Here is a 15,282-nt window from a genome sequence, read left to right as displayed (position 1 = left end):
GCGCCATGGCATTGATCCCCGTCGATGCGACCGAGGTCGCGACCATCGTCACCACGCTGGAGATGTGCGAGCGGCCCCGCCCTCGCCCCATGCCCCCCGCGCCACTGAGCCTGGTCGCCTGGGTGAAGCCCGATCCGGCCAAGTACCGGACGCTGTTCGCGCGGGTGGGTGCGCCCTGGCTATGGTTCTCGCGACTGGTGATGTCCGACGACATGCTGACTGCGATCATCCATGACCCCGCCGTGTCGGTCTTCGCCGTGGTCGATCGCGCCGGGATCGAAGTGGGGCTGCTGGAACTCGACCATCGTCAGGCGGGCGAATGCGAGATCGCCTATTTCGGGCTGATCCCCGAACTGGCGGGGCAGGGCCATGGCCGCTGGCTGATGGCGCAGGCGTTGATGCGCGCCTGGACCGCCAGCGTCGAGCGGGTATGGGTGCATACCTGCACGCTCGACCACCCTTCCGCGCTCAATTTCTATCGGCGTCAGGGTTTCACCGCGATCGGGCGCGCGATCGAGACCTTTGTCGACCCGCGCGCGCTCGGCCTGCTGCCCGAGGACGCCGCGCCGCAAATCCCCCGGATCAGACCGGTCGATTGACCAGTCGGCGATAGGCGGCCACGGCGATCAGCGCCTGGGCCAGCCCCGCCGCCATCGCGACCGCCGCCGCTGCGGCGTGGAGCAGCGCCAGCGCTACCGGATTGCCCGGCCCATCGCCCTTGGACAGGTCGATCAGCATCAAAATGGGCTGGGTCGCGACGATCCCACCGAGATAGGTGCAGGCGGACAGCGCCGCCATCGGCAACCCCGCCCCGCGCGTCAGCCTGACCGAGCGGGCCAGCGCCGCCACCGCCGCCATCCGCCGCTCGGCCAGCAGGACGGGCCCGACGAGCAACAGCCGCCCCGCCACATAGAGGCCCGGCAGGATGTAGAGCAGCATCCCCGCCCCGACCGGCAGCGCGACCAGCACCATCGCCAGCACATAGCGGGGCGCGATCCCCAGCGCCCGGCTTAGCGCCTCCCCCACGGTCAGCCGCCCCTCGCCGAGCACCAGGGCGAGCAGCGCGGCGGTGCCGATCAGGCCGACGGCATAGCTGGCGAGATACCAGCCGCCATATTGGCCCGCCCATTGCCCTACCGAATCGATCCAGGCGGTCGCCTGTGCGGTCGCTTCCCCCACACCTTCGTCAGGCAGAGGCGGTGCGGGAACCAGCAGCCCCAGCGCCAGCGCGGGCCAGAACAGGAAAGGCCCCGCCAGCCGGATCAGCAGCGAACGATCCCGGAGGAACAGGCCCCAGGCGTCCCGCAGGGTCGCGACGATGCTCAATGTCATCAGAGTTGCGGCGATCCGTCCTGGCCGTCCTGGCGAAGCGCCTGCTCCCCCGCCGTCGCGACATAGAGGCGCGCGACGAAGACATAGGCCAGCGTCATGAACGCCGCGCTGACCACCGCACTCGCCAAGGTGGTCAACGCCAGCACCAGCCAGAGCATGTCGGGCCCCAGGATCAGCCGGAACACCGCGCCCGTCACGCCCTGTACCGCGAAGACCGACACCGACAGGACGATCAGGAACAGCAGCGTCATGCCGATCAGCCGCCACGTCATGCCCCGCGTCAACGCGATCGAACGACGGAACGCCCCCAGCCCCCGCCGCTCGTTGAGGACCACGGCATAGGTCAGCATCAACCGCGCGACCAGCCAGAGCGTCAGCGGCAACGCCACCAGAAAATAGATCATCGCGAAGATCACCGCGCCACCCGGCATCGGCGGCATGCGCGAGGGATCGCCATTCACCGCCATCGCCGCCGTGAAGTCGAAACCGAACACCACCATGCCGATGATGAAGACCAGAACCAGCAGCGCGACGACGAAACCGATCGCCAGCGCCAGGCCCAATACCGGGAAGAAGCGGCGGAACCCGACACGCGACGCCTCTGCCGAGGTGGTGGCGGGATGCGTCGCCAGCGCCATGATCCCCAGTTGCGCCCATACCCCCAGCACCAGCGACATGATGGTCACCACCAGCCCCGACCCGGAGACATTGCCGGCGGACGAAGCGCCGCCCTGGGGCAGGACCAGAAGCTGCAACAGGCTGGGCAGGACGAAGCCGATCGCGGCGAAGGGGATCAGCATGGCGGCCCTGCCCGCCAGCACCTGTTGCGTGCTGTCCCACACCGATCCGATCCTGACGGTCATCGTTCCTCCCTTGAGCCGGACATGGTCGCCCCCTGATCGTTCGGGCAATCGCCCCGACCTAGCCCATCGCAGCGTGCAACGCCATCGCGACCGCGACGCCCCGCTTGTCCACCGCTTGCATCAGGGCGATGGCAGGCGCAGATAGCCGCGATCGTGACCCATTTTCCCGACATGCCCGATATCGAATGGCGGGTCAGCCCCGGCCTGACCCCCTATGACCAGTCGCTCGCCGAGATGGAGGCGCGCGCGGCCGCCGTGGCGCAGGGCCAGGCGCGCGAGCTGGTCTGGCTGCTCGAACACCCGCCCGTCTATACGGCGGGGACGAGCGCCGACCCGGTCGAGCTGGTCGATCCGCGCTTTCCGGTGTTCCAGACCGGGCGCGGCGGCAAATATACCTATCACGGCCCCGGCCAGCGCACCGGCTATCTGATCCTCGACCTCAACCGGCGGGGTCGCGATGTGCGGCAGTTCGTCCATGGTCTGGAGGACTGGCTGATCGCCGCGCTCGCCCGGCTGGGGGTGAATGCCTTCAGCGTCGACGAGCGGGTCGGCATCTGGACCCGCGACGGGGGCACGGAGGCGAAAATCGGCGCGATCGGCGTCCGGGTGCGGCGCTGGGTCACGCTTCACGGCTTCGCGATCAACATCGCGCCCGACCTGTCTCATTTCGGTGGAATCATTCCCTGCGGCCTGCCGGAGTTCCCCGTGACCAGTCTTTTTGCGTTAAACGGCGTCAAGTCGTTGGAAACCTTTGACGAGGCGCTAGCGTTCACTCTTCCGGCGTTCCTCCAGTCCCTGGGGCAGGTCCGACAAAACGAGACTTGAGGACCGGGCGGTATCCGATTAATGTCCACCCCGATTTGGGTAATAGGGCCAGCAAGCCGTTCCAAATCCTTAATATCAAGGGAGCTTCCAATGCGTGCAATCATCTCCAAGGTCCTGACGGGCTCGATCATCGCCGGCGCGGCGCTCGCGGTTTCGGCTTGCGGCTCGAACACCGAGAACACCACCGACGCGAACATGACCACCGAAATGAACGCTTCGGAAGGCATGGACACCGCCACCGACAACATGACCGCCGTCGACGGCGCCATGAACGGCGGCATGATGGCCAACGACACCATGTCGAACGACATGATGATGGCCAACGACACGATGATGACCAACGCGACCAACGCGATGTAATCATCGTCGGGGTCATTCCCGACGTGGAAGGGGCCGTCCGGGCGACCGGGCGGCCCCTTTTCCTTGGGGCGCCGTGCGATTTCGCTGCCCTTCCGTAACGACACCGTCCACCGCACGGTCTTGCCGAACCCGCGATTTCCATTTGGGGAAAAGCCTGAAAAGCGTTATGTTTCGGAACGCTCGAAGGCCCTACGGGGGAAGGATCGAAATCAGATGAAGGTGGTGCGTACCGCGCTGGTCGCCGGCGTGGCGTTTTGGGGGATGGGTGCCGCAGCACCCGCATCGGCGCAATTTTTCCTGCAGCCCTATAATTTCGAAGGCAAACCGGTTCGGGGGGACGAACCCGGTATCGGACAGCCGCTTCCGGGCGCGACTCCGGCGGAATTGCGCGCGGGGTTGCTGTGGAACATGCGCGCGGCGCTGAACGTCGCGGCCCTGCAATGCCAGTTCGAGCCGATGCTTTCGACCGTCTCCAACTACAACGCGATCCTGAAGGATCACGATGCCGAGTTGAAGGGCGCGTTCGACACGCTGGGTGCCTATTTCAAGCGCACCAGCAAGACGGTGCGCGAAGGCCAGATGGCGCTCGATCAATATGGCACGCGCACCTATTCCAGCTTCGCGGCGGTCGCGGCCCAGCTCAATTTCTGTCAGACGGCGGGATCGATCGCGCATGCGGCGGTCTTCACCCCGCGCGGCCATCTGGGCGAACTGGCGGTCGATCGGATGCGCGAGTTGCGCAACAGCCTGACCCCCTATGGCGAGCAGCGTTTCCCCCGCTATATCGGCCGCGAACATTTTGCCGCCACCATGCCGCGCCTCGACGCGCTATGCTGGAACAAGAAGGCCGAATGGGTGGTCAAGAAGTGCGGGGCACAGAACTGGCCGCCTGCGGGCCGCACCAATCTGGCGGCGCGCTAAGCCTGATCATCATTCAGGCTGAAGGGTCATTTTTCCTCCCCTGCAAGGGGAGGGGGACCATGCGCAGCATGGTGGAGGGGTGTCCCCTTATCGAGAGCGCGACACCCCTCCGTCAGGCCTGACGGCCTGCCACCTCCCCTGCCATGGGAGGAATGGGGAATGTCGATCGACGTCAGGACACGATCCTCCCCGGCACGGGGAGGTGGCAGCGCGGAGCGCTGACGGAGGGGGGCATCCTCACAGGACATCGCTTGTGGAACGCCCCCTCCACCGCCGCTTCACGGCGGTCCCCCTCCCCGTTCCGGGGAGGATCAAAGGGCCCTCTCCCCTTTTGTGCCGGGATTTGCTACGCGCGCCTCATGCTCAACCTGAATGGCATCACCGTGCGCCTGGGCGGCCGCACGATCCTCGACGGCGCATCCGCCGCGCTCCCCCCCGGCAGCCGGGTCGGCCTGATCGGTCGCAACGGCGCGGGCAAGTCGACGCTCGTGCGCGTGATCGCGGGCCAGTTGGAGGCCGACGACGGCGCCGCGGAAATGCCCAAGGGCGCGCGGCTAGGCTATATCGCGCAGGAAGCCCCCGACGGCACCGCCACCCCGTTCGAGACGGTGCTCGCCGCCGATGTCGAGCGCGCCGAACTGATGGAGCGCAGCGAGACCGAGAGCGACCCGGAAAAGCTGGGCGATATCTACGAACGGCTGATCGCGATCGACGCCTATACCGCCCCCGCGCGAGCTTCCAGCATCCTGCAAGGGCTGGGGTTCGACGAAGCGATGCAGGCCCGGCCCCTGTCCAGCTATTCGGGCGGATGGAAGATGCGCGTGGCGCTGGCCGCGCTGCTGTTCTCCGCGCCGGACGTGCTGCTGCTCGACGAACCTTCGAACCACCTCGACCTCGAAGCGGTGATGTGGCTGGAGGATTTCCTCAAATCCTATCGCGCGACGATCCTGCTGGTCAGCCACGAGCGGGACTTCCTGAACAATGTCGTCGACCATATCCTGCACCTCCAGAACGGCAAGGTGACGCTCTATCCCGGCGGCTATGATTCGTTCGAGCGCCAGCGCGCCGAGCGGATGGCGCAGTTGGCCGCCGCCAAGGCGAATCAGGACGCCCAGCGCGCCAAGTTGCAGGACTATATCGCGCGCAACTCGGCCCGCGCCTCGACGGCCAAGCAGGCGCAGAGCCGCGCCAAGATGCTGTCGAAAATGCAGCCGATCGCCGAGATGGCGAACGACCCGTCTTTGTCCTTCGACTTCCCCGATCCCGACCAGTTGCGCCCGCCGCTGATCACGCTGGACCTGGCGAGCGTGGGTTATGCCGAGACGCCGATCCTGAAGCGGCTGAACCTGCGCATCGACCCGGACGACCGGATCGCGCTGCTGGGTCGCAACGGCAACGGCAAGACGACGCTCGCCCGCCTGCTCGCCGCGCAACTGACGCCGATGGAAGGCGAGATGAACGCGAGCGGCAAGATGCGCGTCGGCTATTTCACCCAATATCAGGTGGAGGAACTCGACACCGACGACACCGCGCTGGAGCATATGACCCGCATCATGCGCGGCGCGACTCCGGCGGCGGTGCGCGCACAGCTCGGGCGGTTCGGCTTTTCGGGCGACAAGGCGACGACCAAGGTCGGCAAGCTGTCGGGCGGCGAGCGCGCCCGCCTGGCGCTGGCGCTGATCACCCGCGACGCGCCGCACATGCTGATCCTCGACGAGCCGACCAACCACCTCGACGTCGATGCGCGCGAGGCGCTGGTCCAGGCGCTCAACATGTACAAGGGCACCGTCGTGCTGGTCAGCCATGATCGCCACATGCTGGAGATGACGGCGGACCGGCTGGTGCTGGTCGACAACGGCACGGCGAAGGAGTTCGACGGGTCGCTGGACGACTATATTGCCTTCGTCCTGAAGGGCGATGCGGGCCAGGGCGACGCCGCCTCCAAGGCGGACCGGGCGGCAAGCAAGAAGGCCTCCGCCGAACAGCGCGAACGCTTCAACGCGATGAAGAAGACGCTGCGTGGGATCGAGGACGAAATGGCCAGGCTGACCCGCGAGCGCGACGCGCTGGACAAGGCGATGAACGACCCGGCGGCGGCCGAACCGCGCCACGCGAAGCTGTCGATGGGCGAACTGAACAAGCGCCGCGCGGAGGTGGTCGACAAGCTGGCCGAGGCGGAGGCGCGCTGGATGGAGGCGGGCGAGGCGATGGAGGCGGCCTGATCCGTACCCCCCGTTCGCACTGAGCGACGTCGAAGTGCGGCGAGGACTTCCCGTGGGCTTCGACTTCGCTCAGCCTGAACGGGAGTTGAGGAGTTTCCCGCCCCTATAAGTCACTCGACCCCGGCGAAGGCCGGGGCCCAGTTTCCACGCAGCGTGTGGCGCGCTACCCGCCGCGTGGGAGGCTATCGCCAAGGCACCGCTACTGGACCCCGGCTTTCGCCGGGTGGACCAGGGGATTAGGCCTCGGCTTCGTCCGACCCCTCTTCCGCGCCATCGGCGGGATTCTCGACCCACGCCTCGACCTCGCCGTTCAGCTTCAGGGTCAGCGGGCGGCCATGGCGGTCGACCTTCTTGCCCAGCGCGACGCGGATCCAGCCTTCGGAAATGCAATATTCCTCGACGTCGCGGCGCTCCGCACCCTTGAAGCGGATGCCGACCCCACGCGAGAGGAGGTCCTGGTCGAAATAGGGGCTGTCCGGGTTGGTGGACAGGCGATCGGGAACGGTATCGGTCATGCTTCGGGCCTTAACGCCGACTCGGTCGCCCTGCCAAGAAAAAGCGGCGTCGGGATCGCTCCCGACGCCGCCATGAGGTTCAGTTACAGACCTGGACCGGGACGCTGCGGCCCCAATAGGGATCCCAACGCCAGTCGTTCCAGCAACGCGGCGCATAGCTGCGATACTGGTACACCACCGGCGGCGGGGGCGGCGGCGCGTAATAGGGGTCGTAGCCCCGATTGTAATAATAGTCCCGCTCGACGTAGCGTGGCCGGTTGCTGCTCGCGATCGCCGCGCCCACGCCCAGGCCGACGATACCGCCCAGCAGCGCGCCCGCCACCGCATCGCCACCGCGATCGCGGTGATAATAGCCGCCACCCCAGCCACGCCCCCAACGCTGCGCCTCGGCGGGGGCCGCGACGGTCAGCGCGGTCGCGGCCAGCGCGACGCCCATCCCCACCTTCTTCAACATTCCGTTCATCTCGAACCTCCGATACTCAAAAGCCCGGTCCGCTGATGGCAAAACGCGCACGCTGCGTCCGTGTTGCCTTTCCTATTCGCTTGGGGCTGAATGGCGTTGGAATGCGGCGTTTAGTCAGGGTTCAGGAGAAATTGGCGACATGGCCCATTGGCTGCTGAAATCGGAAGCCGAAAGCTATGGCTGGGACGATCTGGTCCGCGATGGCGCGACCGAATGGGACGGGGTGCGCAACGCCGCCGCCGCCAAGCATCTGCGCACGATGGCGGTCGGCGACTCGGCTCTCTTCTATCACAGCGGAAAGGAGAAAGCGGCGGTCGGCATCGCGACGATCACCCGCGCGGCACGCGCCGATGGCGAGGATGGTCGCTGGGTTTCGGTTCGGGTCGCGCCCGACCGCCCCCTGCCCCGCCCCGTCACGCTGGCGGCGATGAAGGCGGACGCGCGCCTCGCCGACCTGCCCATGCTGCGCCAGTCGCGGCTATCGGTATCGCCCGTGGGGGACGCGGAATGGGCGGTGCTGATGGCGTTGGCTCGAAATTAATCCTCCCCTGCAAGGGGAGGGGGACCAGCGAAGCTGGTGGAGGGGTATAACCGCCAGCGATGAGTCCGATCATCAGCGGCGACACCCCTCCGTCAGGCCTACGGCCTGCCACCTCACCTTCCAGGGGAGGAATGTCCCGATCAGCCCATATTCCGTGCGTACTCCGCCGCTTCCTTGACCTGCTCCGGGGTGGGCCGCACCCCGGTATAGAGGACGAACTGCTCCAGTGCCTGGATGGTCGCGACCTCGGTGCCGGTAATGATCCGCTTGCCCAGGCCGCGCGCCACGCTCAGGAACCGCGTCTCGGGCGGATATTGGACCACGTCGAAGGCGATCTCCGCCTCGGCGATCATCGCCTCGGGAAAGGCGAGCTGGTCCTCATCCCCCCCCGTCATGCCGATCGGCGTGACGTTGACGAGCAGCGGCGCGCCCTCCGCCAATTCACCAGCCCAGGCAAAGCCATAGAGATCGGCCAGGGCGCGCCCGACCGCTTCGTTGCGCGCGACGATGGTGCCATGGCCGAAACCCGAATCGCGAAACGCCGCCGCCACCGCCTTGGCCATGCCGCCCGACCCGCGCAGCACGAAGGGCGTCGCGCGATCGATATCCGCGATCAACTCGACCACGGCGGCATAGTCGGTGTTATAGCCGGTCAGCCGCCCGTCATCGTTGACGATCGTATTCACGCTATCGATCGCCGCCGCCGACCCGGCAAGGCCATCGAGCATCGGGATCACCGCTTCCTTGAACGGCATCGAGATCGCGCAGCCCCGGATGTTCAGAGCCCGGATACCACCGACCGCCGCCGCCAGGTCGGTGGTGCTGAACGATTTATAGACATAATCGAGCCCGGTCAGCTCATAGAGGCAGTTGTGGAAGCGCGATCCAAAATTGCCGGGCCGCGCCGACAGCGACATGCACAGCCGCGTGTCGCGACCGATGGGGGGCTTGGTAGTCATTCCCGCTGTTTAGCCCAGCATCGTGGCGAGTGCATCCCTTGGCCTTCGACTTCGGCGCTATGCCCCGAAGTCGAAGCCCACGCCACAAGGTCACCGCAACAAGCTGGGATCGATCACCACATGCCGGATATGCTGCCGGTTCCACGTATAGGTCACATGCACCAGCCCGTCGCGCGTCTGGATCACCGCCGGATAGGCATAGCCGTCGGGCATCGGCCTGGCCTCCAGCGTCAGGGCGTTGCGCCAATGCACCCCGTCCTCCGACAACCCGATATTGAGCGGCCAGCGCGGGCCATCGCCGGGCGTATTCGGGGCATGGGCGCTGTGGTTATAGACGATCAACTGACGCCCGTCGGCCAAGGTCACCGCATCGGTGCCCGCATTGGGGTTGGGCAGGTCGATCGCCGCGATAGGGGACCAGGTGACGCCATTGTCCCGCGACCAGCTTTGCGCCAGCGCCCCCTGCCGCGTCCGCGCGACCAGTTCGAGCCCGCCGTCCTTGTGGAACAGGATGCTGGGCTGGATCGCCTCGATATGCATGGGTGAGGCGATGCGCGGGCCGACCGTCCAGTGCCGCCCCTGATCGGTGCTCCGCTCGATCCGCAGCGACCAGATATTGGCCTCCGCCGTTCCCTCTTCGCGGCTGGAGGGGGAGAGCCAACCACCGTCGGCGGCGATCACCGGCTTGTTCTTGATCGGCCCCAGCGCGCCGCCCGGCAACGGCTCGGGCGCTGTCCAGGTCCGACCGCCGTCGCCGGAGCGGATGACCATGCCCCACCATTCGCGCGGGTTGGGCCCGACCTTGTAATAGAGATGCAGCGGCCTGCCCGGCGCCTGGAACAGCACCGGGTTCCAGGTCGGATAACGCGTGTCGCCATGCGGTGACACGCCGTCCGCGACCGGTACCGGTGCGCTCCATCCCCCCGGCCCCCGCCGCGCGAACCAGATGCGGACATCGGGACGGCTCTCCCCCGATCCGGCGAACCAGGCGGCGGCCAGCGTCCCATCGGGGAGTTGCACCAGGGTTGAGGCATGGGCCTGAGGATAAGGGGCCTGCGCATCGACGAACTCGGACAACAGGATCGGCGATCGGCTCGCCGCCGTCGCCATCGGGGTCGCGACGACCAGCATGGGGGCCATCCAGGCCGCAAGCATCTTCATCCCGTCATTCTCCGCCGGAGCCATCTGGCGCGCGGATAGACGCTATCGCCGCATCTCGCCAGCGATCGTCCGGACCAGATCGCCCGCGGGCATGGCACGGGCGAGCGGCGCGCCCTGCCCCGCCCATTGCGCACCATAGCCATGCTCACCCCGCACCTTGGCGGCGGCGTTCAGCGCCTTTCCGGCGTCATAGGCGATGGGATAGGCGGGCGGGGCGGCGGACAGCCGCTCCCCCAGCGCGGTGAAGCGATTGGGCAGGCAGCGCGCGGGCCGCCCCGAAATCGCACGGGTCATGACGCTATGCGCCGCACCCTCCCCCATCAGCGCCGAGCGATAGGCCGCATCCGCCGCGCTTTCGGGACAGGCGATGAAGGCCGTGCCCAGTTGCGCCGCCACCGCGCCCAGCGCCAGCGCCGCCGACACGCTCGCGCCGTCCATGATCCCGCCCGCCGCGATGACGGGGCGGCCCGTGCGCACCGCCAGCAAGCGGGTCAGTGCCAACGTCCCCAGCCGATCGTCGCGCGCATCGGGATCGAAGACGCCGCGATGGCCCCCGGCTTCATAGCCCTGCGCGACCAGGGCATCGATCCCGGCCCGCTCCGCCGCCCGCGCCTCGTCCAGCGAGGTGACGCTCGCCAGCAACAGGCATCCCGCCTGTTTCAGCGCGGCGATTCGATCGCGGCCGGGCAAGCCGAAGTGAAAGCTGACCACCGCCGGGCGCTCCCGGATCAGCAACGCCAGCATGGCGTCGTCATCGACGAAGCTGGCATAGATGGCGCGCAGCCCTGGGGGCGGTTCGGCCCGCTGCTCGGCAAAGGCGGGGCGTAGGGCCTCGCACCACGCCGCCTCGCGCGCCGGATCAGGAGCGGGCGGGGCGTGGACGAAGAGATTGACGCTGAGCGGCCGCTCGGTCCGCGCGCGGGTTTCCGCGATCATGGCGGCGGCCTGCTCCACACCGCTCGCCCCCAGCGCGATCGCACCCAGCCCGCCCGCGTCGTTCACCGCCGCCGCCATGGCCGGGGTCGATACCCCCGCCATCGGCGCTTGGAGGACCGGGATGCCCGCGATCAGGTCGGTCAGGCACACCGGATCAGCGCGGCGCCTTGGCCCCCTCGATCGCGGCCTGCGGATCGACCGAGGGCGCGCCCTTGGCGGGGGTGCCGGTATTGGCGATCGATCCGGTATCGCCGCGCACATCCTCCTCGACCTTGTTCACCGCCGCGTCCGCGCCATTGGCCGGGGCGTCGCCTGCTGCGGATTCCTTGGCGGCCGGGGCGGCGGGCAGCGGCAGGTTCGATCCCTGCTGGTTGAGGTACAGGATCACGTTCGCGCGATCCTGCGGATTGGAGAGACCCGCGAAGGTCATCTTCGTGCCGGGCGCGAACTTGCGCGGCGAGGTCAGCCACGCGTTCATCTTGTCCCAGTCCCAATTGCCGCCGACCGCCTTCAGCGCGTCGGAGAAAGCGAAGCCCGCTTTCCCCTGCGCGATCGCCTCGCCCATCGTGGCATAGAGATTGGGGCCGATGCCGTTCGCGCCGCCCTGGTTGATCGTGTGGCAGGCGGCGCATTTCTTGAACACTTCCGCGCCCTTGGCCGCGTCGGCGGTGGGCAGGAGGGACGCGATCGGCACCTCCGCCGCGGCCCCGCCGCCGCCTTCGGCCTCGACGCCCTCGATCGCATAGCCCATTTTTTCCGGCCGTTCGTCGTGGAACATCATGCCGCCGACGATCGAAAGGCCCAGTGCCGCGCCTGCCGCGCCCAGCACCCATCCCGCGATCGTATTGGTCTTTAGGTCCATCGCTTTTCGCTGCCCCGCCAATATCTCTCCTGAACGCGGACCTTAGGTGCCGCTTTCGCGGACGGCAAGTTTTGTGTCTCGGCTTCCCGCCTTGATCGCGTGCCGCGCCGCGATTAGGCCGCTGGCCCATGGAAAATTACGCCGCCCCCGCCCGCCCGATCGTCGAGGCGATGACGAACGCCGCGCTGGCCGAGCCGCACCGCGCCGTCGCCTTTCAGGGCGCACCGGGCGCGAACAGCCATGTCGCGGCGATGGAGGCCTATCCCGACGGCCTGCCGCTGCCCTGTTTCGACTTCGCCGACGCGCTGGACGCGGTGAAGAGCGGCAAGGCCGACCGGGCGATCATCCCGATCGAGAATTCGCTGCACGGGCGCGTCGCGGACATCCATTTCCTGCTACCCGAATCCGGGCTGGCGATCGTGGGCGAGCATTTCCTGTCGATCCGCCACGCGTTGATGGCGACGGGCACCCGCGAGGAACTGGCCGAGGCGATGAGCCATCCGCAGGCGCTGGGCCAGTGCCGCCACTGGCTTCGCGCGCATGGCATCCGCCCGATCGTCTATGCCGATACGGCGGGCGCGGCGGCGCGCGTGGCGGAGATGGGCGACCCCCGCGTCGCCGCCCTCGCCCCGCGACGCGCGGCCGAACTCTACGGGCTGAACCTGCTGGCCGAGGATATTTCGGACGGCGAGCGCAACATGACCCGCTTCGTCGCACTGGCGCGGGGCAGCCAGCCGCCGGTCGGCGACGGACCGTGGATGACCAGCCTGATCTTCGAGGTGAAGAATATCCCCGCCGCCCTGTACAAGGCGATGGGCGGCTTCGCCACCAACGGCGTCAACATGACCAAGCTGGAAAGCTATCAGCGCGGCGGCAGCTTCGCCGCGACCGAATTCTATTGCGATGTCGTGGGCAAGCCCGGCGAACCCGCCTTCGACCGCGCGATCGAGGAATTGGGCTTCCACAGCAAATGGGTGCGGATGCTGGGTACCTACGCCCAGGCGCGCGAGCGGGGATAACGGGGTGCCCCATTCCTCCCCCGCAAGGGGAGGTGGCAGGCCGCAGGCCTGACGGAGGGGTGTCACGGTTAGCGGGGACACCCCTCCACCACCGCTTCGCGGCGGTCCCCCTCCCCTTGCAGGGGAGGACTTACCTGGCCCATGCCTCCAGCAGCGTATGCGCGATCGCATAGGACGGCGGCACGCCGAAGCGCGACGCATCCCCGGCCAGCGCCGCGCGAACCTCGTCCCGCGACACCCAGATCGCATCCTCCAACTCGGTCGTGTCGATGGTCAGCCGGTCATCCACCGCCTCCGCGACGCAGGCGATCATCAGCGACGACGGGAAGGGCCAGGGCTGGCTGGCGATGTAGCGGACATTCCTCACCCGCACGCCCGCTTCCTCGAACAACTCGCGCGCGACCGCTTCCTCGATCGATTCGCCGGGTTCCAGAAATCCCGCCAACGCGGAATAGCGCCCCGGCGGAAAGGCGGGCTGACGGCCGAGCAGCGCACGCCCTTCATGCTCCGCGATCATGATGACGACCGGATCGACGCGCGGGAAATGCTCGGTCCCGCACGCAGGGCATTTCCGTCCCCAGCCCGCGCGGAACGGCACCGTCTCCACCCCGCACCGCGCGCAGAAGCGGTGCCGCGCATGCCAGTCCACCACCGAGCGCGCCGCCGCATAGGTCGCCGCCTCCCCCGCCGCCAGCGCATGGAGCGCGGCGATCATCTCGAACGAACGGCCCACCGCCGGTTGGCCGGTCAGCCGCGCGAAATGCGGCACAGCGTCCTCGATGCCGAGCAGGACATGGTCCTCGGGCACGGCGTCGGGGGCGATAGCGGTCCAGACCAGCCGCCCCTCCGCCATCTCCGGCTGATAGTCGTTCAGGACCAGCAACCGCGCCGCCGGATCGGCCAGGGTCGCCGCGAACCCCTCGGGATCGTGGCGCAACGGATCGGCGCGGTCCAAGCGCCCGCCGGTAAAGCCGATCGTCACGGACGCGACCGCCCCAGATCCTGATAGAGCGCCGCCGCCAGATCGCGGCGGAGCGGATATCTGTCGGCGGGGAAATAATTGACCATCACCGTGCCGCGCAGATGCCGGGTCGGATCGACATAGGCGATGGTGCCCGCCGCTCCGCCCCAGCCATAGGTGCCCTTGCCCGGCCCGCCCGGCGTGTCGGCCAGCGTCACCGACCCGCCCGCGCCATAGCCGGTCGGCACCGCCACCGCGCTGCCCCCGGTCGATCCCGATACGCCGCCAAAGGTCACCCCCTGGGGCAACAGGTTGGACATGGCGAGGCCGACCGTCTCGGCCTTCATCACCCGCACGCCGTCCACCTCCCCGCCATTTTGCAGCATCTGGAGGAAGCGGTCATAGTCGCGCGCCGACATGACCAGCCCCGCGCCGCCATAGGGGAAACTCGGCGCCTGGAGGAACACCGATCTCGCCGCAGGATCGAGCGGCACCAGATTGTCGCCGAGGAAGGTGTAATTGCCGACCAGCCGGTTGGCCGCCGACGCGGGCACCTGCCAATAGCTGGAATTCATCTTGAGCGGGGTGAAGAGCCGCGTCTGCACGAACCGCTCGAACGGCATTCCCGACACCTTCTCGACCACCGCCGCCATCACGTCGAGGCCGATCGAATAGCTCCACTTCGTTCCCGGCTCGGCGATCAGCGGCAGGGTGGCGACCCGCTCGGCGAATTGCTGGAGGTTGGCGGGACGGGTCGGGCGGACCTGCGCCTCCACCCGCGCATTGGCGGCGAAGGGCACGATCCCCAGCCGCTCATATTCCTTGAGCAACGGCCCCTTGGTCACGATGCTGTATCCCAGCCCCGCCGTATGGGTCAGCAGGTTGCGGATCGTGATCGGCTTGGTCGCCGGGCGGCTGTCGAGCGAGGCGTCGGGGTCGGTCAGCACCCGCATCTGCCGATAGGCGGGATAGATGTCGGACAGCGGCTGATCGAGCTTTAGCTTGCCCTCCTCGATCAGCATCATCGCCGCCATGGCGGTGATCGGCTTGGTCATCGAATAGACGCGCCACAGGCTGTCGGGCGTGACGGCGGGGGCATTGGGCTCGACCCCCGTGCGCCCGGCGGACACGAACATCGCCGGCTTGCCCGGAAGCCCGATCGCGGCGACGATGCCCGGCATCTTCCCCGACCGGACATAGCTGTCGAACAGCGCCTGGGTCGTGGGCAGCGGGGCGACGGTTCGCGCCTGGGGTCGGGCTTGCGCGGCGACCTGCGCCGGGGCGGTGGCACTCAGCAGGGTCAGCATCACCCCGCCCGTCATCATCACACGGCGCATCATCG

The 15,282-nt window shown here is 67.9% G+C and carries 17 protein-coding genes; 7 read left to right on the top strand and 10 right to left on the bottom strand.

Going from position 1 to position 15,282, the window contains the following annotated elements; genetic code table 11:
- Nucleotides 1–5 precede the first annotated feature (5 nt).
- On the top strand, nt 6–599 hold the full coding sequence (locus tag SM191_RS11105) for a GNAT family N-acetyltransferase (protein WP_341506253.1): 594 nt from the start codon (nt 6–8) through the stop codon (nt 597–599).
- Here SM191_RS11105 and SM191_RS11100 read toward each other — a convergent pair.
- Both SM191_RS11100 and SM191_RS11095 read right to left on the bottom strand, forming a co-directional pair.
- Nucleotides 583–1,332: a hypothetical protein gene (locus SM191_RS11100; RefSeq protein WP_341506252.1), complete on the bottom strand. Its 750-nt coding sequence runs from the start codon at nt 1,330–1,332 to the stop codon at nt 583–585. The genes SM191_RS11105 and SM191_RS11100 overlap by 17 nt on opposite strands.
- Nucleotides 1,332–2,195: a hypothetical protein gene (locus tag SM191_RS11095; RefSeq protein WP_341506251.1), complete on the bottom strand. Its 864-nt coding sequence runs from the start codon at nt 2,193–2,195 to the stop codon at nt 1,332–1,334. The genes SM191_RS11100 and SM191_RS11095 overlap by 1 nt, the downstream gene beginning before the upstream one ends.
- Nucleotides 2,196–2,366: 171 nt before the next feature.
- Between SM191_RS11095 and lipB the strand changes: the two genes are divergently transcribed.
- The 4 genes from lipB (at nt 2,367) to SM191_RS11075 (ending at nt 6,523) form a co-directional block, all read left to right on the top strand.
- Complete coding sequence (gene lipB / locus SM191_RS11090; protein ID WP_341506277.1) at nt 2,367–3,020, top strand: lipoyl(octanoyl) transferase LipB; 654 nt, start codon at nt 2,367–2,369, stop codon at nt 3,018–3,020.
- Nucleotides 3,021–3,110: 90 nt separating this feature from the next.
- Complete coding sequence (locus tag SM191_RS11085; protein ID WP_267434984.1) at nt 3,111–3,380, top strand: hypothetical protein; 270 nt, start codon at nt 3,111–3,113, stop codon at nt 3,378–3,380.
- 213 nt (nt 3,381–3,593) lie between these two features.
- Nucleotides 3,594–4,301, top strand: coding sequence for a hypothetical protein (locus SM191_RS11080; protein WP_307002430.1), 708 nt, complete (start codon nt 3,594–3,596; stop codon nt 4,299–4,301).
- Between the two features lie 359 nt (nt 4,302–4,660).
- A complete protein-coding gene (locus tag SM191_RS11075; RefSeq protein ID WP_341506250.1) occupies nt 4,661–6,523 on the top strand; it encodes an ABC-F family ATP-binding cassette domain-containing protein in 1,863 nt (620 codons plus the stop codon).
- Nucleotides 6,524–6,759: 236 nt separating this feature from the next.
- Here the strand turns inward: SM191_RS11075 and SM191_RS11070 are convergent, their stop codons facing one another.
- On the bottom strand, nt 6,760–7,038 hold the full coding sequence (locus SM191_RS11070; protein WP_307002433.1) for a DUF3297 family protein: 279 nt from the start codon (nt 7,036–7,038) through the stop codon (nt 6,760–6,762).
- 79 nt (nt 7,039–7,117) lie between these two features.
- Nucleotides 7,118–7,501, bottom strand: a complete 384-nt coding sequence (locus SM191_RS11065; RefSeq protein ID WP_341506249.1) for a hypothetical protein — start codon at nt 7,499–7,501, stop codon at nt 7,118–7,120.
- Between the two features lie 139 nt (nt 7,502–7,640).
- Between SM191_RS11065 and SM191_RS11060 the strand changes: the two genes are divergently transcribed.
- On the top strand, nt 7,641–8,042 hold the full coding sequence (locus SM191_RS11060; RefSeq protein ID WP_341506248.1) for an EVE domain-containing protein: 402 nt from the start codon (nt 7,641–7,643) through the stop codon (nt 8,040–8,042).
- 140 nt (nt 8,043–8,182) lie between these two features.
- Here SM191_RS11060 and SM191_RS11055 read toward each other — a convergent pair whose 3' ends face one another.
- The 4 genes from SM191_RS11055 to SM191_RS11040 all read right to left on the bottom strand — a co-directional run bounded on the left by SM191_RS11055 (nt 8,183) and on the right by SM191_RS11040 (nt 11,960).
- A complete protein-coding gene (locus SM191_RS11055) occupies nt 8,183–9,001 on the bottom strand; it encodes a shikimate 5-dehydrogenase (RefSeq protein WP_341506247.1) in 819 nt (272 codons plus the stop codon).
- A 90-nt stretch (nt 9,002–9,091) separates the two neighbouring features.
- A complete protein-coding gene (locus SM191_RS11050) occupies nt 9,092–10,162 on the bottom strand; it encodes a sialidase family protein (protein ID WP_341506246.1) in 1,071 nt (356 codons plus the stop codon).
- A gap of 42 nt (nt 10,163–10,204) precedes the next feature.
- Entirely contained in the window at nt 10,205–11,200 is a 996-nt protein-coding gene (locus tag SM191_RS11045; protein ID WP_445949846.1) for an NAD(P)H-dependent flavin oxidoreductase, read from the bottom strand.
- Between the two features lie 52 nt (nt 11,201–11,252).
- Nucleotides 11,253–11,960 carry a c-type cytochrome gene (locus SM191_RS11040; protein WP_341506244.1) on the bottom strand — a complete coding sequence of 236 codons (708 nt, stop codon included), beginning with the start codon at nt 11,958–11,960 and terminating at the stop codon, nt 11,253–11,255.
- Nucleotides 11,961–12,088: 128 nt separating this feature from the next.
- On the opposite strand from SM191_RS11040, the gene SM191_RS11035 reads away from it, so the two are divergent.
- Nucleotides 12,089–12,979, top strand: a complete 891-nt coding sequence (locus SM191_RS11035) for a prephenate dehydratase (protein WP_307002445.1) — start codon at nt 12,089–12,091, stop codon at nt 12,977–12,979.
- A gap of 130 nt (nt 12,980–13,109) precedes the next feature.
- On the opposite strand, the gene nudC is transcribed toward SM191_RS11035, so the two are convergent.
- On the bottom strand, nt 13,110–13,961 hold the full coding sequence (nudC, locus tag SM191_RS11030) for an NAD(+) diphosphatase (protein WP_341506243.1): 852 nt from the start codon (nt 13,959–13,961) through the stop codon (nt 13,110–13,112).
- Nucleotides 13,958–15,277, bottom strand: a complete 1,320-nt coding sequence (locus SM191_RS11025; RefSeq protein ID WP_341506276.1) for a serine hydrolase domain-containing protein — start codon at nt 15,275–15,277, stop codon at nt 13,958–13,960. The genes nudC and SM191_RS11025 overlap by 4 nt, the downstream gene beginning before the upstream one ends.
- Nucleotides 15,278–15,282: the final 5 nt, after the last annotated feature.

The sequence above is a fragment of the Sphingomonas sp. 2378 genome (genome assembly GCF_038084995.1).
In the GTDB taxonomy this organism is placed as follows: Bacteria; Pseudomonadota; Alphaproteobacteria; order Sphingomonadales; family Sphingomonadaceae; genus Sphingomonas.
The sequence above is the reverse complement of the archived record's forward strand: the minus strand, read 5'-3'. Positions and strand labels throughout refer to the sequence as shown.